The organism is Amycolatopsis sp. NPDC043889 (assembly GCF_056435645.1).
Genome location: NZ_JBWKEC010000029.1, coordinates 35,034 through 59,497, shown reverse-complemented (window position 1 = coordinate 59,497; position 24,464 = coordinate 35,034). Strand labels below are relative to the sequence as shown.

At 67.9% G+C, this 24,464-nt stretch carries 26 protein-coding genes; 11 read left to right on the top strand and 15 right to left on the bottom strand.

The features are described 5' to 3' along the window. Window positions 1-31: 31 nt before the first annotated feature. From AC0685_RS34760 to AC0685_RS34740, 5 genes are all read right to left on the bottom strand, one after another. On the bottom strand, window positions 32-580 hold the full coding sequence (locus AC0685_RS34760; RefSeq protein WP_340688345.1) for a snapalysin family zinc-dependent metalloprotease: 549 nt from the start codon (window positions 578-580) through the stop codon (window positions 32-34). Between the two features lie 275 nt (window positions 581-855). Continuing rightward, window positions 856-1,347, bottom strand: a complete 492-nt coding sequence (locus tag AC0685_RS34755; protein WP_478229370.1) for a zinc-binding dehydrogenase — start codon at window positions 1,345-1,347, stop codon at window positions 856-858. Window positions 1,348-1,597: 250 nt separating this feature from the next. Then, window positions 1,598-1,810 carry a MerR family DNA-binding transcriptional regulator gene (locus AC0685_RS34750; RefSeq protein WP_478229369.1) on the bottom strand — a complete coding sequence of 71 codons (213 nt, stop codon included), beginning with the start codon at window positions 1,808-1,810 and terminating at the stop codon, window positions 1,598-1,600. Window positions 1,811-1,847: 37 nt separating this feature from the next. Beyond that, a complete protein-coding gene (locus AC0685_RS34745) occupies window positions 1,848-2,516 on the bottom strand; it encodes a response regulator (RefSeq protein WP_340688341.1) in 669 nt (222 codons plus the stop codon). Then, window positions 2,513-4,117, bottom strand: coding sequence for an ATP-binding protein (locus AC0685_RS34740; RefSeq protein WP_478229368.1), 1,605 nt, complete (start codon window positions 4,115-4,117; stop codon window positions 2,513-2,515). The genes AC0685_RS34745 and AC0685_RS34740 overlap by 4 nt, the downstream gene beginning before the upstream one ends. Before the next feature lie 205 nt (window positions 4,118-4,322). On the opposite strand from AC0685_RS34740, the gene AC0685_RS34735 reads away from it, so the two are divergent. Both AC0685_RS34735 and AC0685_RS34730 read left to right on the top strand, forming a co-directional pair. Continuing rightward, window positions 4,323-5,645, top strand: a complete 1,323-nt coding sequence (locus AC0685_RS34735) for a cation:dicarboxylate symporter family transporter (protein ID WP_478229402.1) — start codon at window positions 4,323-4,325, stop codon at window positions 5,643-5,645. An 81-nt stretch (window positions 5,646-5,726) separates the two neighbouring features. Further along, a complete protein-coding gene (locus AC0685_RS34730) occupies window positions 5,727-6,308 on the top strand; it encodes a DUF6000 family protein (RefSeq protein ID WP_478229367.1) in 582 nt (193 codons plus the stop codon). On the opposite strand, the gene AC0685_RS34725 is transcribed toward AC0685_RS34730, so the two are convergent. Beyond that, window positions 6,298-6,699, bottom strand: a complete 402-nt coding sequence (locus tag AC0685_RS34725; RefSeq protein WP_240593172.1) for a winged helix-turn-helix transcriptional regulator — start codon at window positions 6,697-6,699, stop codon at window positions 6,298-6,300. The genes AC0685_RS34730 and AC0685_RS34725 overlap by 11 nt on opposite strands. Before the next feature lie 104 nt (window positions 6,700-6,803). On the opposite strand from AC0685_RS34725, the gene AC0685_RS34720 reads away from it, so the two are divergent. Next, window positions 6,804-8,213 carry an MFS transporter gene (locus AC0685_RS34720; protein WP_478229366.1) on the top strand — a complete coding sequence of 470 codons (1,410 nt, stop codon included), beginning with the start codon at window positions 6,804-6,806 and terminating at the stop codon, window positions 8,211-8,213. Here AC0685_RS34720 and AC0685_RS34715 read toward each other — a convergent pair. Genes AC0685_RS34715 through AC0685_RS34700 form a run of 4 tightly spaced genes read right to left on the bottom strand, consistent with a single transcriptional unit; the run spans window position 8,192 to window position 10,634 of the window. Then, a complete protein-coding gene (locus AC0685_RS34715; protein ID WP_478229365.1) occupies window positions 8,192-8,896 on the bottom strand; it encodes a carbon-nitrogen hydrolase family protein in 705 nt (234 codons plus the stop codon). The genes AC0685_RS34720 and AC0685_RS34715 overlap by 22 nt on opposite strands. A gap of 9 nt (window positions 8,897-8,905) precedes the next feature. Then, complete coding sequence (locus AC0685_RS34710) at window positions 8,906-9,379, bottom strand: SRPBCC family protein (RefSeq protein ID WP_478229364.1); 474 nt, start codon at window positions 9,377-9,379, stop codon at window positions 8,906-8,908. After that, on the bottom strand, window positions 9,376-10,086 hold the full coding sequence (locus AC0685_RS34705) for an anti-sigma factor family protein (RefSeq protein ID WP_478229363.1): 711 nt from the start codon (window positions 10,084-10,086) through the stop codon (window positions 9,376-9,378). The genes AC0685_RS34710 and AC0685_RS34705 overlap by 4 nt, the downstream gene beginning before the upstream one ends. Further along, complete coding sequence (locus AC0685_RS34700) at window positions 10,083-10,634, bottom strand: sigma-70 family RNA polymerase sigma factor (RefSeq protein WP_478229401.1); 552 nt, start codon at window positions 10,632-10,634, stop codon at window positions 10,083-10,085. Before AC0685_RS34700 ends, AC0685_RS34705 begins: the two co-directional genes overlap by 4 nt. Before the next feature lie 260 nt (window positions 10,635-10,894). On the opposite strand from AC0685_RS34700, the gene AC0685_RS34695 reads away from it, so the two are divergent. Next, window positions 10,895-11,536: a fibronectin type III domain-containing protein gene (locus AC0685_RS34695; protein WP_478229362.1), complete on the top strand. Its 642-nt coding sequence runs from the start codon at window positions 10,895-10,897 to the stop codon at window positions 11,534-11,536. A gap of 125 nt (window positions 11,537-11,661) precedes the next feature. Here AC0685_RS34695 and uvrA read toward each other — a convergent pair whose 3' ends face one another. Together uvrA and AC0685_RS34685 are read right to left on the bottom strand one after the other, a co-directional pair. After that, window positions 11,662-14,517, bottom strand: coding sequence for an excinuclease ABC subunit UvrA (uvrA, locus tag AC0685_RS34690; protein WP_478229361.1), 2,856 nt, complete (start codon window positions 14,515-14,517; stop codon window positions 11,662-11,664). Window positions 14,518-14,594: 77 nt separating this feature from the next. Beyond that, window positions 14,595-15,818, bottom strand: a complete 1,224-nt coding sequence (locus AC0685_RS34685) for an acyltransferase family protein (protein ID WP_478229360.1) — start codon at window positions 15,816-15,818, stop codon at window positions 14,595-14,597. A gap of 107 nt (window positions 15,819-15,925) precedes the next feature. Between AC0685_RS34685 and AC0685_RS34680 the strand changes: the two genes are divergently transcribed. Next, the gene (locus AC0685_RS34680; protein ID WP_478229359.1) at window positions 15,926-16,603 is read left to right on the top strand and encodes an MBL fold metallo-hydrolase; all 678 of its coding nucleotides are present in this window, start codon (window positions 15,926-15,928) and stop codon (window positions 16,601-16,603) included. A 59-nt stretch (window positions 16,604-16,662) separates the two neighbouring features. Here AC0685_RS34680 and AC0685_RS34675 read toward each other — a convergent pair whose 3' ends face one another. Next, window positions 16,663-17,748, bottom strand: a complete 1,086-nt coding sequence (locus tag AC0685_RS34675) for a hypothetical protein (protein WP_478229358.1) — start codon at window positions 17,746-17,748, stop codon at window positions 16,663-16,665. 548 nt (window positions 17,749-18,296) lie between these two features. Here AC0685_RS34675 and AC0685_RS34670 point away from each other — a divergent pair. After that, entirely contained in the window at window positions 18,297-18,578 is a 282-nt protein-coding gene (locus AC0685_RS34670) for a low molecular weight phosphatase family protein (protein WP_478229357.1), read from the top strand. Between the two features lie 429 nt (window positions 18,579-19,007). After that, on the top strand, window positions 19,008-20,084 hold the full coding sequence (locus tag AC0685_RS34665) for a beta family protein (RefSeq protein WP_478229356.1): 1,077 nt from the start codon (window positions 19,008-19,010) through the stop codon (window positions 20,082-20,084). A gap of 16 nt (window positions 20,085-20,100) precedes the next feature. On the opposite strand, the gene AC0685_RS34660 is transcribed toward AC0685_RS34665, so the two are convergent. Together AC0685_RS34660 and AC0685_RS34655 are read right to left on the bottom strand one after the other, a co-directional pair. Next, window positions 20,101-20,430: a hypothetical protein gene (locus tag AC0685_RS34660; RefSeq protein WP_478229355.1), complete on the bottom strand. Its 330-nt coding sequence runs from the start codon at window positions 20,428-20,430 to the stop codon at window positions 20,101-20,103. Window positions 20,431-20,448: 18 nt separating this feature from the next. Next, entirely contained in the window at window positions 20,449-21,066 is a 618-nt protein-coding gene (locus tag AC0685_RS34655) for a hypothetical protein (RefSeq protein ID WP_478229354.1), read from the bottom strand. 100 nt (window positions 21,067-21,166) lie between these two features. Here AC0685_RS34655 and AC0685_RS34650 point away from each other — a divergent pair, with 100 nt between their 5' ends. The 4 genes from AC0685_RS34650 to AC0685_RS34635 all read left to right on the top strand — a co-directional run bounded on the left by AC0685_RS34650 (window position 21,167) and on the right by AC0685_RS34635 (window position 24,426). Further along, complete coding sequence (locus AC0685_RS34650) at window positions 21,167-22,231, top strand: DUF6734 family protein (RefSeq protein ID WP_478229353.1); 1,065 nt, start codon at window positions 21,167-21,169, stop codon at window positions 22,229-22,231. A gap of 77 nt (window positions 22,232-22,308) precedes the next feature. Further along, a complete protein-coding gene (locus tag AC0685_RS34645) occupies window positions 22,309-22,794 on the top strand; it encodes an AMIN-like domain-containing (lipo)protein (protein ID WP_478229352.1) in 486 nt (161 codons plus the stop codon). Between the two features lie 189 nt (window positions 22,795-22,983). Next, the gene (locus AC0685_RS34640) at window positions 22,984-23,703 is read left to right on the top strand and encodes a HEAT repeat domain-containing protein (protein ID WP_478229351.1); all 720 of its coding nucleotides are present in this window, start codon (window positions 22,984-22,986) and stop codon (window positions 23,701-23,703) included. A 36-nt stretch (window positions 23,704-23,739) separates the two neighbouring features. Continuing rightward, window positions 23,740-24,426, top strand: coding sequence for a hypothetical protein (locus tag AC0685_RS34635; protein ID WP_007028085.1), 687 nt, complete (start codon window positions 23,740-23,742; stop codon window positions 24,424-24,426). Window positions 24,427-24,464 lie beyond the last annotated feature (38 nt).

Sequence of the window (24,464 nt, the reverse complement as noted above, 5' to 3'; positions counted from 1 at the left end):
AGGGAAGGAGGCCTTCACGGACTTACGAGCGTCAGTTGTAGATGCGCTGCATGGCGCCCGCCGCGACGAGCCCGTTGGCCCACAGCGAGTTCACCCGCGAGACCTCCTGGGCGTTCGGCTTCGCGTTGGTGCAGGACGGGCCGGGGCCGCCGCCGGACATCAGCTCGGAGCACGGACCCTGGTAGTTGTCCGGCAGGCCGAGCGCGTGGCCGGTCTCGTGCGCGGCGATCCGCGTCTGGTCGTACTCCCGCGCCTGCGTGTAGTCGATGAAGATCGTGCCGCGGCCGTGGCCGTCGGTCTCGGCGTACGAACCCGAGGGGTCGTTGCCTTCGGTGTAGCGCAGGGTGGCGCCCGACGAGCTCTCCTGCAGCTTCACGTTCGACACCGAGTTGTTCCAGTTCGCCACGCCCGCCTGGATGGCGGCGCGGAAGCTGGGCGCTCCCGAGGCGTCGTAGTAGACCGTGGTCGCCGCCGCGGTCTGCTGAGCAGGCTGAACCGCCGCCGTGGCCTGACCGGCGGTGACCGGGACGGCCAGCAGCGCCAAGCTCACCGACGCGGAGACGAAGAACTTCCTTGCCATGGACCCACTCCTTGTGAGGACAACGGAATGGTTCGTGAATTTAGGAGTCCCGGCCGAGGCTTGGCACCAACTTTCGTCGCTTCTACCAGCTGGTGATTTACCAACACTTTCGCTCTATTGACATGCACGTGTTCGCATACGACTATGTTCGGTCACCCTCGTTCAGGGCCGCAGCACGAGCTTGCCCGAAGTCGCTCGCGCTTCGAGGTTCGCGAGCGCGTGCTCGATCAGGACGCCGAGATGCAGTCCGATCACGTGGATCTGATGCCGGAAGTTCAAGTCCCGGTTCGTGATCGCGACCTCGTCCCCGGCGACGCCGTAGACCACGACGCGTCCGGTGACCCGCTTGGCGGCGGCGAGACCGGCGGCGAACGTGGTCCGCCGACCGATTCGAGCACGAGATCCACCTCCCCCGTCTCCTCGCCGTAACCGACCACGCGGTCGGCGCCCAGCGCCCGGACCGAGTCGTGCTTGTCCGGCGACGCGGCACCGATGACGGTCGCCCCGTAATGCTTGGCCAGCCGGACCGCGGCCTGACCGACCCCGCCTGCCGCCGCGTCCACCCGCACGGTCTCACCGGCGGCCAGCCTGCCCAGCGGCTTGAGCGCGGCGAGCGCCGTGACCCAGTTCAGGATCAGCCCGATCGCCTGGTCGTCCGACCAGCCTTCGCGTACCGGGACCGCGCCGGCCGCGGACATGACCATGTACTCGGCGAAGGCCCCGACACCGGTCCCGACGACGTGGTCGCCGATGACAGGCGCGGTCACCCCCTCCCCCGCGGCGGTGACCTTCAGCAGGATCTCGCCGGAACGGGTGCGTCGGTGATCAAGTGAAGGTCTTCGGGACCGTTCGAGGAGCTCTGTCGCAGCGCGCGCATCGAAGTCATGTCCGCACGCTAAATCCCTCACATTTGCGTGAGGGTCAAGTCGCGGAGGTACGCGTCGAGGGCGTCGCGATTGCTGGTCATGAGCGCGATCCGGCGATCGAGCACTTCCCACTGCCGCGCGACCTCGCCGATCATGTACTCGCACGGCTCCTTCGGCCGGACTTCCCCTCGTCCGTCGAGGTACGGGAGGACTTCGCGGATCTGCAGGACCGCCTCGACCGAGCCTTCGCAGAAGTCGCGGTAGCCGTTGCCTTCCCGCCTGGGCTGATCAAGCCCTCTTCCTCGTAATAGCGCAGCGCCCGGACGCTGACCCCGGTCTTCCGCGCGAGTTCGCCGATCTTCACGATGCCCAAGGCAGCCCGCGAGTCGACGTATAGGACGTTATACGGTTTTCGGTTTGTACCAGACCTCGGGGCGGCCGACCTGGCCGTAGCGGGGCTCACGCTGGGCGAGGCCGTTGTCGGCGAGGTATTCGAGGTAACGGCGTGCGGTGACGCGGGAGGCGCCGATCGCGGTCGCGGCCGCTCCGGCGGAGAGGCCGTCCGCGGCCGAGGCGAGGACTTCGGTGATCGCCTCCAGGGTCTGCGCGCTCATCCCCTTCGGCAGGACTTGCCGCTCGGTGGTGCGCAGGGTGCCGAGCGCGCGGTCGATCTCGGCCTGCCCGGTCACCTCACCCGATGCGCCGTGGAACTCGGCGTAGCGCTCGAGTTTCTCCCGCAGCGAGGCGAAAGTGAACGGTTTCAGCAGGTACTGCACCACGCCGACCGACACGGCGGCCTTCACCAGCGCCAGATCCCGCGCCGAGGTCACCGCGATGACGTCGATCGGGAGCCCGGCCGCGCGCAGCGACCGGCAGACGGCGAGACCGTGCGTGTCCGGGAGATAGAAGTCCAGCAGCACCAGATCGACCGGTTCGCGTTCGCAGAACCGCAGGGCGTCTCCGCCGGAGTGGACGACGCCGGACACGGTGAAGCCGGGCATCCGCTCGACGTACACGCGGTGCGCGTCGGCGGCCACCGGTTCGTCCTCGACGACCAGCACCTTGATCATCGTGTCGGCTCCTTCAGCGGCAAACACACGGTGAACACCGCGCCCTCGTCGCGGCCGACGTCGATCGTCCCACTGTGCCGTCGCACCGCCTGACCCACCAGTGCCAGTCCGAGCCCGTGGCCGTCCTCCGGTTTGGTGGACCAGCCGCGCCGGAAGACGTCCTCGACGTCTTCCACGCCGGGGCCGGTGTCGGCGACCCGCAGCAGCAGCCCCTCGGCGTCGGACCGCACGGTGACCTCGACGCCGGGCCGCCCGCCTTCGCCGGCGTTCCCCGCCGCCGCGTCGATGCCGTTGTCGATCAGGTTGCCGAGGATGGTCACCAGATCCCGCGGCGGGACGCCGGTGTCCGCGTCCTCCATGACGGTGTCGGGCGTGATCGTGAACTCGACGCCGCGCTCGCTCGCCTCCGCCGCCTTGCCGAGCAGCAGCGCCGCGAGCACCGGTTCGGCGACCGCGCCGACCACGCGGTCGGTGAGTTCCTGCGCCAGCGCGAGTTCTTCGGTCGCGAACTCGACGGCCTGTTCGGGGCGGCCGATCTCGACCAGCGAAACGACGGTGTGGAGCCGGTTCGCCGCCTCGTGCGCCTGCGACCGCAGCGCCTCGGCCAGGCCGCGCACGGTGGTCAGTTCCCCGGTCAGCGCCTGGAGTTCCGTGTGGTCGCGCAGGATCACCACGGTGCCCATCGCCTTACCGCGCGAGCGCACCGGCGACGTGCTGACGACGAGCACCCTGGCCTCGGTGAGATGGAGCTCGTCGGTGCGCTCCTCCCCCGAGGTGAACGCTTCGACGAGATCTTCGGGAATATCCAATGAGGACAGTTCGCGGCCCACCGGATCGTCGGTGACACCCAGCAGCGCGCGGGCTCCGTCGTTGCACAGCACCACCCGCCCGTCACCGCCGACGAGCAGCAGCCCCTCGCGCACGGAATGCAGGACGGCTTCGTGGTACTCGAACAGGTTGCTCAGTTCCTCGGGCGCGATCCCCCTGGTCTGCCGCCGGAGCCGGGCGCTGACCAGGTAGCTGCCGATCCCGCCGACCACCAGTACCGCCACCGCGACCCCGATCAGCGGCCACAGGCGTTCCCGCAGTTCGGCGTCGATCGCTTCGACGGTGATGCCGACCGACACCAGCGCGACGACCTGTCCGGCGGCACCGTGCACCGGCACCACGACGCGTTCGGACGGCCCGAGCGAGCCGGCGTAGGTCTCGAGCACCCGGCCGCCGCGTTGCGCCTCGCCGATGTTGCCGATGAACGGCTGCCCGATCAGGTCCGGATTCGGATGCGTGTAGCGGATCCCGTTCTTGTCCATGATGGTCACGAAATCCACCTGCGTGTCCGCTCGGACACTCTGCGCGAACGGCTGCAACGTCGCGGTGGGCTCCGATGTGGACAGTGCGGCCAGCACGCCCGGCGCGTCCGCCAACGACTCGGCGACCGCGGTCACCTTGTCCCGCGCCCGGTCTTCGGTGGCCCGCACCGAATCGAGATAGGCGAAGGCCACCCCCGCCGCGACGAGCACGAAGAGCACGACGAGCTGCAGAATCAGCAGCTGGCGGGCGAGGCTGCCGCGCCTGGTCCGGATCCGCGTCGTCGAGGGCACCCGCTCATACCAGCACACCGCTCCCGGGGCCGCTCAGCGCGCCCGGCCGGAATTCCCCGGAAACCGCTCGCGCGAACTCAATGAACACAACCGTGACCCAGCTCACCTGGCCGGGTGATAGTGACCGGCAATCCCACGGAGACCCCCTGAGCTGGAGGCAAAGGTGCCTACAACGCCGGAAGCGGCGCCACGACGTCGCGACAAGATGCATTACCTGTACCTGGCCGTGATCGCGGCGGTGGTCCTCGGCGTCATCGTCGGGTTCGCCGCGCCGGGTCTGGCCAAGGAACTCAAACCGCTCGGCACGGGCTTCGTCAACCTGATCAAGATGATGATCTCCCCCATCATCTTCTGCACCATCGTGCTCGGCATCGGATCGGTGGCGAAGGCCGCGAAGGTCGGCAAGGTCGGGCTGCTGTCGCTCGGCTACTTCCTGATGATGTCGACGTTCGCGCTCGCGATCGGCCTCGTCGTCGGCAACCTCCTGCACCCGGGTGAGGGCCTGCACCTCGACCCCGCCGCCGCGGCGAAGGCGCACAAACAGGCCGAGGGCGGCGAAGGCACCGTCGACTTCCTGATGGGCATCATCCCCACCAGCTTCGGTTCCGCCTTCACCGAAGGCCAGGTGCTGCAGACGCTGCTGGTCGCGCTGCTCGCCGGGTTCGCCGTCCAGAAGCTGGGCACCAAGGGCGAACCGATCCGCCGCGGTATCGAGCACATCCAGCGGCTGGTGTTCCGGATCCTCGCGATGATCATGTGGGCGGCCCCGGTGGGCGCGTTCGGCGCGATCGCCGCGGTGGTCGGGGAAACCGGCTGGGGCGCGCTGCGCAGCCTCGCCGTCATCATGATCGGCTTCTACCTGACCTGCCTGGTCTTCGTGTTCGGCGTGCTCGGCTCGGTGCTGTGGCTCGGCGCGCGGATCAACATCTTCACCCTGCTGCGCTATCTCGGCCGCGAGTTCCTGCTGATCCTGTCGACCTCGTCGTCCGAATCGGCCCTGCCTCGCCTGATCGCGAAGATGGAGCACCTCGGGGTCAGCAAGCCGGTCGTCGGCATCACCGTGCCCACCGGGTACTCGTTCAACCTCGACGGCACGGCCATCTACCTGACCATGGCGACGCTGTTCATCGCCAGCGCGCAGGACCAGCCGCTGGGCGTCGGCGAACAGATCTCGTTGCTGCTGTTCATGATCATCGCGTCGAAGGGCGCGGCGGGCGTGAGCGGCGCCGGGATCGCCACCCTCGCCGGCGGACTCCAGTCGCACCGGCCGGAACTGGTCGACGGCGTCGGATTCATCCTCGGCATCGACCGGTTCATGTCCGAGGCCCGCGCGCTGACCAACTTCGCGGGCAACGCCGTCGCGACTGTCCTGGTCGGCACGTGGACCAAGGAATTCGACCGCGACCAGGCCAACCGGGTCTTCAGCGGCCAGGCCCCGTTCGACGAAGCCACCCTGATCGACGATCACGCCTCGGATCCCCACGAGGACAGTGACGGAGACAGGGAGAAGGCCGTGGCACGCGTTTAGCGCACGGCAAGAACCGAAACCGCGGTGCGAGGGTCCCCCGTCCTCGCACCGCGGTTCTTCGTTTCTGGGAAACTCACCGGTATGCCGGACGCCATCGACCGTTACGTGGTCTCGCGGTACTCCAAGCTGCTGCACGGCAACTTCGCCGGGATGATGAGCGACCCCGAACGCGAGGTTTTCCTGCGCGACCTGGTCGAGGACGCGCGGAGCATCACCGACGACGAACTCGGCGACCTGCTCGCGGCCGACTGGAGGCCGCGGATCACGGCGGCCTGGCTGATCGGCGTCGCCCGCCGCACCGCCTGGCGCGGGCGTATCCGGGAGCTGCTGCTGGAGAGCGGACTGGTCTTCGCCGGGCAGGGCTACTGTTTCGCGCTCGCCCGGTTCGGCACGATCGCCGACGCCGAGATCCTCGTGTCCTATCTGGACCATTACCTCGCGCGGCCGGATCTGCGCTACGACCAGGAGTGGGCGCTCGCGGCCCTGCACCACATCGACGCCGACCTCACGACCGCGTACACGTCACGCTATCTGCGGCCGGGCGGGCTCTGGGAAAGCTGGTCCGTGAAGAACAGCACGGACCTGCCGTTCCAGAGGATGTACTTCGACCTGTTGTGCTCGCACGTCCAGCGCGCCGTGCACGCGGCAGGCGTCAGGCGCTGACCTTCTCGTCGTAGACCACGCGGGACGCGGCGATCGAGTCGCGGTGGCGCTCGGCCCAGCTCAGCAAGCCGCTCAGCGACGCATAGAGTTCTTTCGCCATCGGTGTGGCCTCGTATTCCACCTTCGGCGGCACCGTGGGGTACACGGTGCGCACGAGCAGGCCGTCACGTTCGAGGTTCCGCAACGTCAGCGTGAGCATCCGCCTGCTGATCCCCTCCACCGACCGCTCGAGTTCGGTGAACCGCACGGGACCGCGCGTGGCCTCCAGCAGGATGCCGATCGCCCACTTGCCGCTGATCCGGTTGATCACCTCGAGCACGGTGCACACCTCGAGTTTTTCCGGATCGACGACCCTGGCCTGCGCGGTCACATCGGTGTTCCCCTGGGACATGAAAGTGCCTCCTTCCGGCGAGGAACAGAGTCACACAAGATGGGCGCTGTTACAAGTGATGCACCAAAGCATCACCTGGGGAACTCTTCCGAATGGGATTCTTCATGCCACAGCGCGCTCTCGCCCTCGCCGTCCTTTGCGCCGTCTCGCTGATGGTCGTCCTCGACGGCTCGATCGTCGCCGTCGCGCTGCCCGCGATCCAGAACGACCTCGGCTTCACGCCGTCCACCCTCGCCTGGGTGGTCAACGCCTACCTGATCGCGTTCGCCGGGCTGCTCCTGTTGTCCGGCAGACTGGGCGACCTGATCGGCCGGAAACGGGTCTTCCTCGCCGGGCTCGGCCTGTTCACGCTCGCCTCCCTGCTGTGCGGAATCGCGCAGGACCAGGCGCAGCTCATCGTGTTCCGTTTTCTGCAGGGCGCGGGCGGCGCGCTGGCGTCGGCCGTCGTGCTCGGCATGATCACCACGCTCTACCCGGAACCGCGGGCACGGGCGAAGGCCATCGGCGTCTACAGCTTCACCCAGGCCGCCGGATCGTCGATCGGGCTCATCGCGGGCGGAACGCTCACCCAGCTGCTCGACTGGCATTGGACGTTCTTCGTCAACCTGCCGATCGGCGCGATCGCGATCGCGCTGGCCGTCCGGCTGCTCGCCGACGACACGGGCCCCGGGCTGCGCGGCGGCACCGACGTCACCGGCGCTGGACTGGTCACCAGCGGGCTGATGCTCCTGGTCTACACGATCGTCAAGGCCGAGGAGTACACCTGGGCCGACGCCCGCACGCTCGGGTTGCTCGCGGTGTCGCTGCTGCTTCTCGCCGGATTCGTGCTCCGGCAAGCGAAGGCCCGTCAACCGCTGCTGCCGCTGCGGATCTTCCGCCTCCGCGCGGTGTCCGGGGCGAACACGGTGATGGTGCTGATGGTCGCCGGGCTGTTCGGCTTCCAGTTCATCACCGCGCTCTACCTGCAGCGCGTACTCCGGCTCGACGCGCTGAGCACCGGGTTCGCCTTCCTGCCCGCCCCGCTCTCGATCGCGGTGATGTCCCTGGTCTTCGCCGAGCGGCTGAACCACCGCTTCGGGGCACGAACGGTACTCGTCACCGGGCTTTCCCTGGTCACGCTGGCGCTCGGTTTCCTCGCCACCGTCGAGGCGGACGGCGACTACGCGACGGACGTCCTGCCCGCGCTCGTCCTGATGGGCATCGGGTTCGGCGCGGCGATGCCGGCGCTGATGGGACAGGCGATGTCCGGCGTCGCCCCCGCAGACACCGGGGTCGCTTCAGGGCTGATCAACACCACGCAGCAGATCGGCGCGGCCATCGGGACCGCCGTGCTCGCGACCGCTGCCGCGTCCCGCACCGGCTCGCTCCTGGCCGGGGGCACCGCGATTCCCGAGGCGCTCACCAGTGGCTACCGGACGGCGTACGCGTTGAGCGCCGGACTGCTCGCTCTCGCCGTCTTCTCCGCGATGGTGTTCCTTCGCACCCGGAAAGTTCAGGAAGCAATCGTCGCGTAGGCCCACTCGGAGACCTCGCCGCCGAGGCGTACCTCGGCGGCGCCTCCGGGTTTCCAGACCCCGCTGCCACCGAACGCGGCCATCCCGCCGGTCTTGCCGGAAAACTGGGAGAGCACGACCCACATCCCATACCCGGCCGCGACGCCGACCTGGTCGAGCAGCCGCTGTTCCTGGCCCTCACTGAAGAGCGCGCTGAGGACGTAGACCTCGGCGCCCGCCTCGGCAAGCTCCCGCGCATGGTCCGGGTTCGCCGCGTCGAGGCAGATCGCGAGGCCGAGACGCCTGCCACCGACCTCGATGATCACCTGCCGCGCGCCTGGTTCGAACAGTTCTTCCTCGCTGCCGTGCAGGGTGCGTTTCGCATAGGTGGCAACGGTTTCCCCGGCCGGGCCGAGGACGAGCGAACCGATGAACCGCCGTCCGTCCTCCACGAGCGGAAGGCCGATGACGGCATGGACACCACTGGCCCGGCACGCCTCCCGGAGCGGTTCGAGGCGGGGATCGTCCGAGGACAGCCAGAGTCCCGGATCGGCGGCGAGCGCCTCGAACTCCAAGCCGGTCAAGGAAAGTTCGGGGAAGACGCAGAGATCGGCGTCCGCGATCCGGAGAAGTCTCGCGTGTTCGGCGATGTTCGCGGAAAGATCCGCGGGGACGGTGTACGGCTGCACGGTGGCGACACGCATGGCGGGAGCCTAACCCGCGGCCGCTCCCAGATATCCCCGTAATCCGTTTTGCCCCCGCCGCATCATGAGCGCGTGGTTGATCCGGAACACCGGCCGCGCGATCCGATCGAGCTTGCGCAGCAACGGCTTCCGCGCCTCGACCTCCTGCGTGATCTCCAGTCTGGTGCCGCTGCCCACCGCCATCAGCGCGCCGGCCAGCATCCCTTCGAGATCGCCGCTGAGCAGGACCCGCACCCGGCCCTCGCGCTCGTCCTGCCGGTCCCGGCGCATCCGGACGGTCAGCGCGTACGGCAGCCTGGACCGGCAGACGAGTTCGGCGGTGTCCTCGTCGACCTGGCTGACCGACCGGACATCGCGCCACCACAGCGGATACGCGGCCAGGTCGACGACGGCGTCGAAAACCGTCTTGGGCGAGGCAGGGAGCACCCACGTGTCGCGGAAGCGGTACCAACCGCCTCCGCGACCCGCGAGCGAATCGGTCATACCCGCGCCGACACCAGGTTCCGGCCGTCCGTGGTCACGACGTCGACCGAGGCCACGTCGCCAGGGGCGACCAACGCGGAACCGTCGACACCGGTGCCCTCGCGCTGCCCTTTCTCCGAAACGAGCCAGCTGCCGGCGTTGACCCGTTCTCCGCTCTTGGTCACCACGACGAGCGCGCACTTCTCGCCTTCGCGGACGCCGGTGGCCTTGGCATGCAGCCGCACCCAGCCCGCGGCCGGAACCACCCGCACCGCCAGCTGCACGCCCGTGTCCCGGTCGGTCGCCGCGAGATCGCGGGTGCCGGGCACCGGGGCGGTCGCCGTCGGCACCGGCAGAGCCACCGTCGACGGTTCGGGCGACGTCTGCCGTCCGACCAGCACGCCCGCGCCGAGCGCCACCACGACCAGCACGGCCGCACCGGCCACGGCGAGGAGCCGCCGCGGCCTGCGTTCCTGGGTGCTTTCTTCTTCGCGAACCTGACGCAGCGTGCGCTGCAGCAGCAGATCTCCCCCGTCGGGAGGTCCTTCGAGGAACGCCTCCGGCGGCACCTCGTCGAGGTGATACCGCAGTTCCGACAGCTCGCGCACCTCACGACGGCACGTGGGGCAGTTCGCCAGATGCGTCTCGAACGTCGCCGCTTCCGCCGGGGTGAGCCCGCCGAGGACGTAGGCGGCGAGCTGGCCCTGGTCGTGTCCGACCGCGCTCATCGCGCCACCTCCTTCCCGGGTCCCGCCATCACGGCTCTGAGCGCCCGTAACGCGTAATAAGATCTCGACTTAACGGTACCCGGGGCCACGCCCAGGGATCTCGCCGCTTCGGCCACCGTCCGGCCCCGGTAGTAGATCTCCACCAGTACCTCACGATGTTCCGCGGAAAGGCCGTCCATCGCCCCGAGCACGGCCATGGAGTCCACGACGCTCTGCGCGTGATCCCGCTCCACCGCCGGGGTGGGCACGCCTTCCTCCGGCTCCGCCACTTCCGGTGGCCGCGCCGCCCTGGCCCGCGCGCGGTCGGTGATGATGTTGCGGGCCACCGTGAGCAGCCAGCCCCGCACCGATCCCTTCGCGTCGTTCTCCAGGTCTTCGGCGTGCTTCCAGGCCCGGACCAGGGTCTCCTGCACGACGTCCTCCGCGGCCGCGCGGTCCCCGGTCAGCCTCGTCGCGTACGCCAGCAGGCTTCGCCCGTGTTCGGCGTACAAGTGCCGGACCAAGTCCTCGCCTTTGGCCTTCATGGGCCGCCGGCCTCCGATCGCCACTCGCGTCCTCCCGACGGTCTTCTGGGTCGGCGAGGACAGTACTGCAACCCGCAGGGCCAGAGTGGATCGTTCGGCGCGCGCCGCGATCGAACTGTGCATCGGCACCGGCCTCTCCTCGGTTCTCCATGGCCGCCTCCTCTTGCCTCCCACACGGACGGCACGGGGATGCGGTTCAACCGGGGTCTTGTCGATCATCGGACGCGCTCGTATGCTGACGCCTCCGGATTCCGCCGCCGCCTGATTCCCGGGAGGGTCTGGGCGTGCCCAGGAAACTCGTGGCCGTTCTGCTGCTGGTGTTCGCTTTCGTGTCAGGATGCGGCGAGGAGCCCGGTTTCACCGCGACACTGAGCGATCCGGTGAACGTCGACCTGAGCTGGCCCGACGACGATCCGGCCGCCGCGGGGCGGATCGTCGAGTACACCACCGATCCGCACGGCGAATACACGATCCTGCAGTTCGTGCCGCCGAGGCGGACGTCCTACCGGCATCCGGACCTGATGCCGGAAACGCGGTTCTACTACCGGATCCGGCCGTTCTACGGCGCCGTTTCGGACGCCGTGACGGTTTCCGGCCCCGCGACTCCCGCCGCTTCCGGACCCGTCGTGCCGCTGCGGGCGGGTGATCGATCGGCCGCTCCGGCGTCGTTCCGGGCCGAGCCCGCGCCGGAGGAGATGGTGCGGTTCAGCTGGGCCGATCGCTCCAGCGACGAAGACGGTTTCCTTGTGGAGATCAAGAAACCCGGCGCCGCCGACTTCGTGCCGATCGAGGTCTCCGATCCGGGGACGACGTCGGCCGGGCTCGCCACGATGCCGGGCGAAGAGGGCGCCGCGTACCGGCTGCGCGCCTTCTACTACGGGCCCGCTTCGCCGGTGCTGGACCTCGTGAGTGGTAAGGACGGTTAGAGCCAACGGTGTCTTGCGTACCTACCGGAGGTGACTGCCGGTCGATCGCGGGTCCGTGAAGGCTGGTCCAGGTCCCCTCGTGAGTGTTAAGGACGGTTAGAACCGTCCTTAACACTCACGAGCCCTCACGCAAGAACGGTCTTGAGGAACTGACCGGTGTAGCTCTCCTCGACCGAAGCGACGTGCTCCGGCGTGCCCTCCGCGATCACGGTGCCCCCGCCGGAACCACCCTCGGGACCCATGTCGATGATCCAGTCCGAGGTCTTGATGACGTCGAGGTTGTGCTCGATGACGATCACCGTGTTTCCCTTGTCCACCAGCCCGTTGATCACGCCGATCAGCTTGCTGATGTCCTCGAAGTGCAGACCCGTGGTCGGCTCGTCGAGGATGTAGACCGTCTTGCCGGTGGACCGCTTCTGCAGCTCGCTGGCGAGCTTGACGCGCTGCGCCTCACCGCCCGACAGCGTCGGCGCGGGCTGCCCGAGCCGGACGTAGCCGAGGCCGACGTCGACGAGGGTCGCCAGATGCCGGTGGATCGCCTTGATCGGCTCGAAGAACTCGGCCGCCTCCTCGATCGGCATGTTCAGCACGTCGGAGACGGTCTTTCCCTTGTAGTGCACTTCGAGCGTCTCGCGGTTGTACCGATCGCCCTTGCAGACCTCACACGGGACGTAGACGTCCGGCAGGAAGTTCATCTCGATCTTGATCGTGCCGTCACCGGCGCAGGCCTCGCACCGGCCGCCCTTGACGTTGAACGAGAACCGGCCCTGCTGGTAGCCCCGCACCTTCGCCTCGGTGGTCGCGGCGAACAGCTTGCGCACGTGGTCCCACACGCCGGTGTACGTCGCCGGGTTGGACCGCGGGGTGCGGCCGATCGGCGACTGGTCGACGCGGACCAGCTTGTCCACGTTCGCCAGCCCGTTCACGCGGGTGTGGCGGCCGGGGACCTGGCGGGCACCGTTGAGCTTGTTCGCCAGCACGGTCGCGAGGATGTCGTTGACCAGCGTGGACTTCCCGGAACCCGAGACACCGGTGACCGACACGAGGCAGCCGAGCGGGAACGACACGTCGAGACCGCGCAGGTTGTGCTCGCGCGCGCCGACGACGGTCAGCTGCCGCTTCTTGTCGATCGGGCGCCGGATCGCCGGCACCTCGATCTTGGTGCGGCCCGACAGGTACGCGCCGGTGATCGATTCCTTGTTCCGCAAGATCTTCTTGTACGGTCCACTGTGGACGATGTGGCCACCGTGCTCACCGGCGCCCGGGCCGATGTCGACCACCCAGTCGCTGGAGCGGATGGTGTCCTCGTCGTGCTCGACGACGATCAGCGTGTTGCCGAGGTCCCGCAGGCGGACCAGCGTCTCGATCAGGCGGTGGTTGTCGCGCTGGTGCAGCCCGATCGACGGCTCGTCCAGCACATACAGCACGCCGACCAGACCGGAACCGATCTGCGTGGCGAGCCGGATGCGCTGCGCCTCGCCACCGGACAGGGTCCCGGAAGCGCGGTCGAGCGAGAGATAGTTGAGGCCGACGTCGAGCAGGAAGCGCAGCCGCGCCTGGATCTCCTTGAGCACCGCGCCGGCGATCACCTGCTCGCGCTTGCCGAGCTCCAGTTCGTCGAGGAACTGCGACGCCTCCGCGATCGAGAGGGCGCAGACCTCGGCGATCGACCGGTCACCCTGCGTCTTGTGCTCCAGGGTGACGGCGAGGATCTCCGGCTTGAGCCGCGTGCCCTGACAGGCCGGGCACGGCACCTCGCGCATATAGCCCTCGTACCGCTCGCGCATGTACTCGGACTCCGTCTGCTCCTGACGCCGCTCGAGGAACGGGATGACGCCCTCGAAGCTCGCGTAGTAGGAACGCTGGCGGCCGTAGCGGTTCTTGTAGCGGACGTGGACCTGCTCGTCGACGCCGTGCAGAACGGCCTTCTGCACCTTCGCCGGCAGCTTGCGCCACGGCGTGTCCATCCGGAAGCCGATGGTCTCCGCAAGCGACTCGAGCAAGCGGATGAAGTAGTCCGCGCTCTGGCCGCCCGCCCACGGCGCGATGGCACCCTCGCCGAGGGACATCTCGTCGTCCGGGACCACGAGTTCCGGGTCGACCTCCTTGCGGACGCCGATACCGGTGCAGTCCGGGCAGGCGCCGTAGGGAGCGTTGAAGGAGAACGACCGCGGCTCGAGGTCTTCGATCGCGAGCGGGTGGCCGTTCGGGCAGGCCAGGTTCTCGGAGAAGCCGCGCACGCGATGCGGGTCGTTCTCCGGCAGGTCGACGAACTCGAGCTCGATCAGACCGTCGGCCAGCCGGAGCGCCGTCTCGACGGAGTCGGTGAGCCGCTGCCGCGAGCTGGTCTTCACCGAGAGCCTGTCGATGATGACGGCGATCTGGTGCTTTTCCTGCTTCTTCAGCTTCGGCGGGTCGGTGAGCGGGTGGATCGTCCCGTCGACCACGACCCGTGCGTAGCCCTGCTGCTGCAGGTTCTCGAAGAGGTCGAGGTACTCGCCCTTGCGGCCGCGCACGACCGGCGCGAGCACCTGGAAGCGGGTGCCCTCCTCCATCGCGAGCACCTGGTCGACGATCTGCTGCGGGGTCTGCTTGCTGATCGCCTCGCCGCACTGCGGGCAGTGCGCCTTGCCGGCGCGGGCGTAGAGCAGGCGCAGGTAGTCGTAGACCTCGGTGATGGTGCCGACGGTCGAACGCGGGTTGCGCGAGGTGGACTTCTGGTCGATCGACACCGCGGGCGAAAGGCCCTCGATGAAGTCGACGTCCGGCTTGTCCATCTGGCCGAGGAACTGGCGCGCGTACGCCGACAGCGACTCGACGTAGCGGCGCTGCCCTTCGGCGAAGATGGTGTCGAAGGCGAGGCTCGACTTCCCGGACCCGGACAGACCGGTGAACACGATCAGGCTGTCGCGGGGCAGGTCGAGATCCACACCGCGGAGGTTGTGCTCGCGGGCGCCGCGAACAACGAGGCGATCAGCCACGCCAGGGTCCCTTCAGGTTTCATTCTCAGCTGCGGTCGCCGTCCCGGTCGATAGCTGCACGGGCGGCCGCTTCCATGCTACGAGGCACCACCGACAGAAACCGGTTCCGAGTCTTTGACCTGCGGTTTTCCCAGCTTTTCGCGGCGATCCCGGCGAGCGGTGAGCCACCGGTGGACCGGCCGTTCCACACCGGCGGTGATCGCCCAGCCCCCGAAAACGGCGGCGGCCAGCACGAGGGGGAGCCGCAGCCAGCCGGGGACACCGGCGTTCAGCAGGGCACGGGCCAGGATGTAACCGAGTTCCTGGTGCACCAGATAGAGACCATACGAGATGCCCGCGAGCCAGGTGACAGCCGGGGCGATCCTGGCGAGACCGGGGAACCGCCAGTCCGGTCCGCGCGCGGCCAGGCACACCAGCAGCAGCATGATCGCGAACCCGATGGCCGACGGCCAGCGCTCCGGATCATTCGGCAGGGCCTGGTGGAACGGGAAGACCTGCAGGTCCTGCGCCGCGCAGGCGGCGAGCACGAACAGCGCGAGATGCCAGTGCGCCAGGCTCCGTTTCGCCCACAGCCAGATCGCGATCCCGATGGCGAAGACGTGCACCCGGTGCAGGCCCAGGCCGTAGTAGAAGGTCTCCACGAGCTTCGGCGTGGAAACCGGGTCGAACACGACGAACCGGAGGAACAGGGGAACCAGGATCAGCGCCCAGAGCAACCCCACGGTGAGCCGGTGGGTGCGCCACCGGCGCGGCCACAGAAGAGCGGCGGCGGTGAAGGCGACGAGCTGGACCGGCAGCGTCCAATAGGCGCCGTCGAGATAGTAGAAGAGCTCGTACCGCCAGCCCCATTCCTGGACCATGCCCAGGTTGGCGAGCAGATCGGCGCCGGTGGGGACGTACCAGGGCGACGGATCGGACGGCGGGCCCTGCGGGACGCCGAACAGGAATCCGGACAGACCCGGCGGGAACGGCAAGCCGCTGAACCGGATCGTCGCGTACCGGGCGACGACATAGGTGACGACCACCGCGACCAGGTACGCGGGCACCAGCCGCGCGACCCGGTTCCACAGCCATCGCCCTGGCTTCCCCTTGCGCAGGCTCGCGCACACGAAGAAGGCGGAAATCACCAGGAGGATGGCCGCGCCGAACTGAGCGGTTACCCGAAAGGGGTACCCCACCAGTTCGGGATGCAGAAGCGCCCCCTGATGGGTGACGTGCCCGAGCATGACCGCGAAGACTGCGACAACGCGAAGGACGTCCCAGCTGATCTTGCGCGAGGCGCGTGGCGAGGCGTCGGGCACGAGCGTCCTGTGGTTCGGCTGGCGGGGCGACGCGAGCCTACGTCCTGCACCTGTGCGCCGCCTGTGCGGGTGGAACCGATTGCAGGCGAACGACTACCGTGTGCGGTGTGAACATCGTCGAGACCTACACCGGGCATGTCGACCCCGGCGGCGACGCCGCCCGTCGCACCCTGGACGCGCTCACCATCACCAAGCTGTCGGTCGGCCCGATGGACAACAACGCGTATCTGCTCGTCTGCCGCGCCGAGAACGAAGCGCTGCTGATCGACGCCGCGAACGACCCGGAGCGGATCTCCGACCTCATCGGCCACGGCCCCGACCGCCCCGCGCTGAAGACCGTCGTGACCACCCACCAGCACCAGGACCACTGGCAGGCCCTCGGCGCCGTCGCCGGCGCGAACGGCGCGAACACCGCCGCCCACCCGCTGGACGCCGGACCGCTGCCGATCCCGCCGGACCTCCTCGTCGAACACGGCGACACGATCAAGGTCGGGCAGATCACCCTCGACGTGATCCACCTGCGCGGCCACACCCCCGGCTCCATCGCGCTGCTGTACCGCGACCCGAACGGGCACCCGCACCTGTTCACCGGCGACTCGCTGTTCCCCGGCGGCGTCGGGAAGACGAACTCGCCGGAGGACTTCACCTCTTTGATCAATGACGTGAAGTCCCGCTTGTTCGACGTTCTGCCCGACGACACCTGGTTCTACCCAGGCCACGGCGACGACTCGACTTTGGGCGAGCAGAAACCGCACATCGACGAATGGCGCTCCCGAGGCTGGTGAGGCAACAGGTTATGTCGGCGAGGCCAGGGGTTGTGCCTGGCGGGTGTAGGCGAATTGTGCTATCTCACAGCGTGCCGCCGGCTGTTGAACCTGTCCGACCATCCGATGATCGTGCCGTGGGCGTTGATCCCGACAGTGCTGCTGTCGTTGTGGCCGGGCAGGGTGCCCAGGTCGGTGATCCGGCCCGCCGAGTCCCACCGCACCGCGCGGGAATAGCCGCTCCGCAGCTCCGCCTGGCCGATGATCGTGCCGTCGTCATTGATCGCGTAAGCGGTGCTCTCGCCGCCGCTGAGGGTGCCCAGGTCGGTGATCCGGCCCATCTGGTCCCACCGCGCCGCGCGGGACTCGCCAGTGGCTTCTGAAGTCCTGCCGATGATCACGCCGTCGGCGTTGATCCCGACAGCACTGCTCTCGGGATGGCGAGGCGGCAAGGCACCCAGGTCGGTGATCCGGCCCGCTGAGTCCCACCGCACCGCGTGGGTATGGCCGCCGCCCGCGGACGCCTGGCCGATGATCGTGCCGTCGTCGTTGATTCCGGTGGCATGGCTGAAGCGGCCGCCGGGCAGGCTGCCCAGGTCGGTGATCCGGCCCGCCGGGTCCCAGCGCACCGCACGGGGCTGGAGTTTGGCCACGGTCGCCGTGCCGACGACGGTGCCGTCGGCGTTGATCCCGACAGGTGTGCTGCCGGTGTAACCGGGCAGGGTGCCCAGATCGGTGATCCGGCCCGCCGCGTCCCACCGCACCGCACGGGGCTCGCCCTTGGCCACGGTCGCCGTGCCGACGATCATGCCGTCGGCGTTGACCGCGACAGCAGTGCCCTCGGGACGGCCGGGCAGGGTGCCCAGATCGGTGATCCGGCCCGCCGGGTCCCACCGCACCGCGTGAGAATGGCCGCCGCCCATGGACGCCTCGCCGATGATCGTGCCGTCGTCGTTGATCCCAACAGCGACACTGGAGCGACCGCAGGGCAGGGTGCCCAGGTCGGTGATCCGGCCCGCCGCGTCCCACCGCACCGCGCGGTCGCCGCCGCCGGCCGTGCGCGCCCAGCCGACGATCGTGCCGTCATCATTGATCGCACGAGCACGGCTCTCGCCGCCGCCGAGGGTGCCCAGCTCGGTGATCCGGTCCGCCGGATCCCACCGCACCGCGCGCCTGGGGTAGGACGCAGAGGGTGGCTGGCCGTTGACCGCACCCTCGGCATTGCTCCCGACAGCTGCACTGGAGCGACCGCCAGGCAGGGTGCCCAGGTCGGTGACCGTGGTGGCAGCGACAGCCCGCACCGGAACACTGACAACCAACCCTGCCGCCACCACCGCTGCGGCCCCGATACCGAAGGCCCGCAGCCCCCATGCACGACGTCGCGGAAGCAGCGCCGCTGCTCCCCATCGTTGAGGTTTCCTCACGTTATTCCTCCTCCTCACGGGAAAGGCGTGACACGGCCACCCCTTACTGCAGCACGTTCGGAACACGAGCACAGGAGCCACAAGAGACACAAAGTGTCACCTGGCGCCAAGTGGCCAAGCGCCGTCGGTGCTGTTTGTCTGCGTCCACAACGCTGACCGCCGCATTCCTCACCCGCCTCGCGGGCGGCCGGGTTCAGGCTCGCTCGGCCGGCTCTGCCCGCCGACCAGGTCAACCCGGCTGTGGAGGCCATGCGCGAGGTCGGCACCGGCATCTCCGCCGAGATTCCAAGGTGCTCACCGCCGAGGCCGTCGAATCCTCGGACGTGCTGATCACCATGGGCTGCGGCGACACCTGCCCGGTCTTCCCCGGCAAGCGCTACCGCGACTGGAAACTCAACGATCCGGCCAGGCAAGGCGTCGACGCCGTGCGCCCGATCCGCGACGCCATCGAGCGGCAACGGGCGGCGTCCTTCGCCCGTCGTAACCGCCTGATGCAAATCAGCCACGGTGACAGCAGTCAGCTCCGGGAGCTTGCGAGTGCTATGGGGAGGAGCAGACCGAAGTCGATGTAGGTACAGGTGTCGAGTACGCCTGTCTCAGGACGATCAGTCACGAAACCGATCCCAGGCGTCGCCGTAGTCCACTCGATCCTCGGTACCGAAGAACTCATCGGCTTCCCGCCGCAGCTGAGCTGCCTCGGTATTGGCCGCAGTTCAGCTACCTCAACACCGTTACGCGTGAGGTGGTAAGTCTCGCCAGCCTCGACGGCATCCATTACAGCTGCGGGGTTGATCATGAACTCGCGCTGGGTGATCACCTTCACGAGACCAGTGTGCTCAAGCGTAGCTCGATGAGCCGCACCGCCGAACTACTTCACGTAACGAACCTGATCACTCACAGAGCGCAATATCTGCCACCTACTCGGAGGACGGCCTCGAACACGACATTGCTTGATACTGAGAAAGTTCGAACAATGTCGCCGCCCACAGGGAGGAAGGCGGATGCATCCTGTTCGTCCGCTGGTCGCGGTCAAGGCCAAGGTCGGAGAATTGAACGCTCTGAGCTGCCTGCGCTCCCCTCAGGACACACAGGTACGTGTGATGGTCGAACTGCTCGATTCCGTGGCTCCGACCGGAGGCAGGATCCTCCCAGTGCTCGTCCGAGCAGCCGTACGGGCCGCGTCCTACGGCCGCCCCTTGTGGATCGACACCACCTGGCTGGCAGCCGGCAGCCCGCTCGTACAGCAGCCGGGAGGGGTGTTCGAGTTCCTCGACCATGCCATCGAGTTCGCGGCCCAGGCCGAGCTCGGGCTCTTCGCACCTGACGTCGCCTACTTGATTCCCGTCGTCTCTCTCGACGCCTCGGAGTACGAGTTACGCAGAGTACGTCTTCTGCTCGAACACCAGGATCGCGACATCGTCATCCGGCTTCCTCACTCGGGCAGGCCACTACACGAAGTCCTCGGACGGATCGACTCGATCATGAGGTCGACGGGCACGCGACCGGGGCGCATCCATACGATTCTCGACGCTGGCTTCGTCGAGACCGTCCGCCCAGGCCAAGCCATCGCGGCAGCCGAAACGGCCTCGGCGTTGTCAGATCTGCTCGGCCCTGCCACGACCACGCTTCTGGCCGGATCCATCCCAGCCCAGCGAACCACCTACGTGACGACCGAACGCGATCGCCCAGAAGTCACCTTCTGGAACGAGGCAGACCACGCCAGTGCGAACGGGGTCAACTACGGCGACTATGGCGTGACGCATCCACTGCCGCCGAGGTCCGACGGCAACCCGAGAACCCCTAATCCGTACCTCTGCTACACCGTGCCGGGCAAGTCCGTACTGCTGCGCCGCAAAGTCGAAGAGGGCGACGATCCCGCCGAGCGATTCACAGATCTGGTCGAGGAGCTTGTCGAAAGAAACGACTTCGCCGGACCGGGCTACTCATGGGGAGACAATGAACTGACACGATGCCGGCGCACCGGTGGGAGAACCGCCGGCTCAGTCTCTCGCTGGGTCGCCATGGCCACCTCCCACCACATCGAACATGTGGCACGAAGGTCTGCCGCCGACCTCTGACTCGACTCGAGCAACGTTACCCCGTGGTGGCCGGATCATGGATCCAGCAAAGCTCCCCTGTCGCCGGAAGCTCCCCCAACGCCTTGACCTCGCACGCCAGCCGCGACAGAACGGCGTCCTTCGACCCTGGCCACGCCACGAAGTCGTGATCCGCGCCCACCAGGTCGCCGGGGACCGCGCCTCGGTCCATCAAGGCGCCCACTACCAAGAGCAACGCCGCGGTTCTCTCCGCGAAGGTCGCGCCTTCGCCCACCTTCGCTCCCGCCACGGCGGCCACGACCGAGAGCCCGACCCTGCCCTCTCGCGCGTAGTCGAGCAGCGACTCCAAGCCCACGTCATCGGCCATGTTCACTCCCCTGCACCATCAGCGAAAAGCGATGCCGTACTGCTCACGCGGCCGGCAAGGCCCCGCGAACGTGTGCTCCACGACGCCACGCCGGATTTCGAGCAGACGCCGATCGCCGGCCGGCGGCCGGATCACGCGCTCGCACTGGGTCTGTTCCGCGTACCACCAGCAGGCTTCGGGAACGTGGTCGTCGAACGTGATGCTGACGTTGAGCCCTCCCTTGACCTTGCCTTCACCGTCGACGACACCTGGCGCGATCCCGTGATGGTCGACGTCGACGTTGATCCACCGTCTTTCTCCGTCCAGATCGTCGTCGCATACGAGGGAGACGAATTCGTGCCGCTCTCCTTTACGGAGCGGCTTCGGGAAGCGCAGATCCACAGCATCCGCCGACGTCTCGACGCGGCAACCGAAGATCGCTTTGACGGGAACCGGCTCGGTCCACCCGGCTGGAGCCCGCGCCGCGTAGCCGTCGACGCCGTTCTCGCAGGCGACGACAGTTCGCACCGCCAACCGGCGATACGCCCTTCCATGCCGCATTTCCACGCTCACGAGCAGGCGTTCCAGGAACACCGGCTGACAGGCGAACGCCTGACGCTCCGAGAATCGGCTCGGCGCCCCCGCGCTTGACGACAAGAGACTCCTCCTGACCGTGAAAGATCAGAACCGGCGAAGGGCTTTCACCGGTCGTCGCACCCAAGGTGTACTAGTACACCACATCCGGCGGGTTCGACAAATGGCCGTCGTAACGTTCGATCTTCCGGAGCCGAACCACAGCGCGATGCCGTACTACGGATACGACCCCGGCACCGCGGTCGCCATCGGCGGCCGGCTGCTCGCGCCCGGAATCCCCCGGCACAGCGGATACGGCGAGATCGGCGAGCCGGGTTGGCGTCCTCCGCCGGTCCGCGTGGTCCGTCCAGGTGACAGGACCGCGCGACCGATCCGCCGGGTGGTCTGGTCGTTCTGGAGCGTCCCGTACCGGCGCCGGCGCGGAAGGCATTGGCCCAGCGACTTCTTCCACGCGTTGTCCTGGATCCTGTCGTTCCGGCTCGCGTCCCGCCTCTTCCCCACGACGGCGTTGGTGACCGACGACTGGGGTCACGAACTGCTTGCCGACCGGCTGCGGCTGCCCTTCGACGACATCTCCCTGACGCTGAACGGACTCGCCGGGCAGGACCCGTCATGGTGGGCGCTCGGGAAGTTGCACGCATACCGCGAGCAGCATGAGCCGTTCCTGCACATCGACAACGACGTGTTCCTCTGGCCCGGATTTCCGGCGAAGGGGCTGGACGGAGAGGTCGTCGCACAGAATCCAGAGCACGCACCGGTTCGCGATGCCGGCTACTACCGGCCCTCGGCCGTCGCCGCGGCGATCCGGAGCGCCGGCGGTTTCCTGCCGAAGGAATTCAGCGGCTACACCGGGGACGCCGCACTGTGCACCGGAGTCGTCGGCGGCACGGCGATTCCCTTCCTCCGCCGCTACGCCGATCTCGCCATCCGCATGGTGGAGTCGGCCGAGAACCAGACGGCCTGGCAACGGCTCGCGCCGCTCGAGGACTACAACCTCGTTGTCGAGCAATACCTTCTCGGCGCACTCTGCTGGGGCGGCGGTACCACGGACGTGCAGTGCGTCTTCGGCTCGCAGCACGACAGCTACCGGGACGATGACCGGAAATTCACCCATCTCATCGCTTCCGCGAAAAGCGATCTCCGTTACCTGGCCTGGCTCGCGGAGCGCGTGAGAAACCATTTTCCCGCCGACCTCGAGATCGTTCGACGCGTATTCGGCGATCAGTAACGATAGTGCGAAGAATACAACCGATCGGGACCTGGGGCGTCTTTCCGGAAACAACTCTCCGGCAGGAGGTCATCGCCATGACCATCACCCTACGACGCGCAGTCGCCGCCACCGTCCTGATGTTGACCGGGGCCATCGCCGCGGTCACACCCGCTTCCGCTGCGGCGCAGCAGATCCCCGCCATGACCGGGATCCGCACCGGCCAGAACCCCGGCTTCGACCGGGTCGTGCTCGACCTGAGCGCCGGCGCGGCTCCCGCCGTCCGGTACGACCTCGTCGACGAGTTGATCGCCGATGGTTCGGGCGAGATCGTCTGGCTGACCGGGGAATTCTTCATCGCGGTCACCGCGACCCCGGCGGCCGCGCACGACGACGCCGGGAATCCCACCTATCCCGGCCCGCGGAAATTCCGGACCCGGAATCTGCGCAACGTCATGGCGGTCGCGGTCACCGGCGACTACGAAGGCACCTTGTCCATCGGTCTCGGCGTCCGGTCGAGGACGCCGGTCACCGTGTTCACCCTGACTTCGCCGAACCGCGTCGTCATCGACGTCCGCCATTGAGCACGAGCGGGAATCCGTGAAGGCTTTTCGACGACCATCCCGTTTCGGTGAGCAAAATCCTTTTCGGATTTCCGCGGTGAAAATCACGTTCCGCCCCAACGGGCGAATTTTCGGAAAATCAGGTATCTGCCGCGCCGGCCCGCGTTCCTTCCTTCCGTCAGCATCACCGCCGCCGCGAAGGAGAACCTCATGCCACGCAATCCCGACACCCCGTCCTTGGGCCCGGGTGGCGACAATCTCGAAGCGGGCCCGGGTAGTTCGGGCCTCGGAAGCTTCTCGAACAGCGAAATCGGCGAACTGGTCACCCAGGCCGCCGAAACCATGGCCGCGTCCGGCGAGGACGCCGAGCGCAATTACCAGCGGAGCCTCGACCGGCTTCGCGAGCGCGCGGACGACGTCGTCCCGGCGCTCGGAGCGCAGTACGACGCCTTGTCCGAGGAGCAGTACCTGGAGCGTTGGGGCTTGGTCCAACTGCTCACCGATCTGAGGCACACCGCCGCCGTTTCGGTACTGGAGAACGTGCTGCGCCAGCCGATCCCGCCGGAGCGTTCCGACGATCCCGCGCACGGGATCAGCACCGTCGGCGAAGAGGTGATCATCCGCACCACCGCCGTGGAAGCGTTGGCGCGCTTGGCATCCGCCGGGGACAGCACGGCAAAGGAGCTACTGCTGCGGCAGGTCCGGCACGAGGTGTTCACGGTCCGGCGCGCGGCGGTCCAGGCCATCGCCGCGACCGGGGACACGGAGCTCACCGCGCGGGTGCGCGAGGAACTCAGCGGCACCGAGGACGAGCGCCTGCTGAACATCCGGCGGGTCGACGTCCGCGGTGTCCCCCAGGCCGTCGGCGGCCGGTACGTGAAGGACTCGCTGGCCGACGACGTGCCACCGCCGGAGCCCCCGCGCTCCTGAACCCCATCCATTCCTTCTACAGAAAGGTGATCACCGATGGCCACTTGCAGCTACACCGTGCCCGACAAGAACGTGACCGGGGACAATTTCTACGGAGCCTCGATCTGCAATCAGACCTACATCGACTATTTCTGGAACACCTACGGTTTCGCGGGCAACAAGGACTACTGGGACGACGGCTTCGGCTGGGAAGACGCGTGCAACACCGACAAGCCGCTCGCCCGGACGTTCAACGCGTGCTACCTGCTGACCTATTCGGCACAGGACTACCAGAACGACGCCTATTCCGGGGCGATGCTGAACTGGGCGCGCCGGTACGTCCGCGACAACTGCGACGACCTCCGCTCGCTCTGCGGCGACGGCAGCGCCATCGCGCGCTCGTTCAAAGGGGCGTTCGTCGACGACCGGATCGAGCTGTACCTCGGTTTCTGGTACTCCAAGGACGTTCCCGGACGCGCCGAGACGTTGATCCACGAATCGCGGCACCAGGGCGGGAAGCCGCACAACGCGAACTTCCCGGCGGGTTCGGTGTTCGGCGCCGGCAAGAGCGGCGCCGACTCCACCTGGGGCTACGAGGGCGCCTGGATGTACGGCGCGCTCTACCTGTGGTGGTTCTACGCCCAGGGCGCCCGCACGACGTCGGCCTTGCGTGAACGCGCCCGCCAGCGCGGGAACCTCGTGATCGACAACGCCTTCGCGACTCATCCGGGCTTCAACATCTGAGTCACGACCGACAGGCCCTCTCGTACTGCAGACGAGAG

Excerpts from the sequence above, each read along its gene's own strand:
- AC0685_RS34760 (WP_340688345.1), bottom strand. The coding sequence starts at position 580 with ATGGCAAGGAAGTTCTTCGTCTCCGCGTCGGTGAGCTTGGCGCTGCTG.
- AC0685_RS34745 (WP_340688341.1), bottom strand. The coding sequence starts at position 2,516 with ATGATCAAGGTGCTGGTCGTCGAGGACGAACCGGTGGCCGCCGACGCG.
- AC0685_RS34735 (WP_478229402.1), top strand. The coding sequence starts at position 4,323 with ATGCATTACCTGTACCTGGCCGTGATCGCGGCGGTGGTCCTCGGCGTC.
- AC0685_RS34730 (WP_478229367.1), top strand. The coding sequence starts at position 5,727 with ATGCCGGACGCCATCGACCGTTACGTGGTCTCGCGGTACTCCAAGCTG.
- AC0685_RS34725 (WP_240593172.1), bottom strand. The coding sequence starts at position 6,699 with ATGTCCCAGGGGAACACCGATGTGACCGCGCAGGCCAGGGTCGTCGAT.
- AC0685_RS34720 (WP_478229366.1), top strand. The coding sequence starts at position 6,804 with ATGCCACAGCGCGCTCTCGCCCTCGCCGTCCTTTGCGCCGTCTCGCTG.
- AC0685_RS34715 (WP_478229365.1), bottom strand. The coding sequence starts at position 8,896 with ATGCGTGTCGCCACCGTGCAGCCGTACACCGTCCCCGCGGATCTTTCC.
- AC0685_RS34710 (WP_478229364.1), bottom strand. The coding sequence starts at position 9,379 with ATGACCGATTCGCTCGCGGGTCGCGGAGGCGGTTGGTACCGCTTCCGC.
- AC0685_RS34705 (WP_478229363.1), bottom strand. The coding sequence starts at position 10,086 with ATGAGCGCGGTCGGACACGACCAGGGCCAGCTCGCCGCCTACGTCCTC.
- AC0685_RS34665 (WP_478229356.1), top strand. The coding sequence starts at position 19,008 with ATGCATCCTGTTCGTCCGCTGGTCGCGGTCAAGGCCAAGGTCGGAGAA.
- AC0685_RS34660 (WP_478229355.1), bottom strand. The coding sequence starts at position 20,430 with ATGGCCGATGACGTGGGCTTGGAGTCGCTGCTCGACTACGCGCGAGAG.
- AC0685_RS34650 (WP_478229353.1), top strand. The coding sequence starts at position 21,167 with ATGGCCGTCGTAACGTTCGATCTTCCGGAGCCGAACCACAGCGCGATG.
- AC0685_RS34645 (WP_478229352.1), top strand. The coding sequence starts at position 22,309 with ATGACCATCACCCTACGACGCGCAGTCGCCGCCACCGTCCTGATGTTG.
- AC0685_RS34640 (WP_478229351.1), top strand. The coding sequence starts at position 22,984 with ATGCCACGCAATCCCGACACCCCGTCCTTGGGCCCGGGTGGCGACAAT.
- AC0685_RS34635 (WP_007028085.1), top strand. The coding sequence starts at position 23,740 with ATGGCCACTTGCAGCTACACCGTGCCCGACAAGAACGTGACCGGGGAC.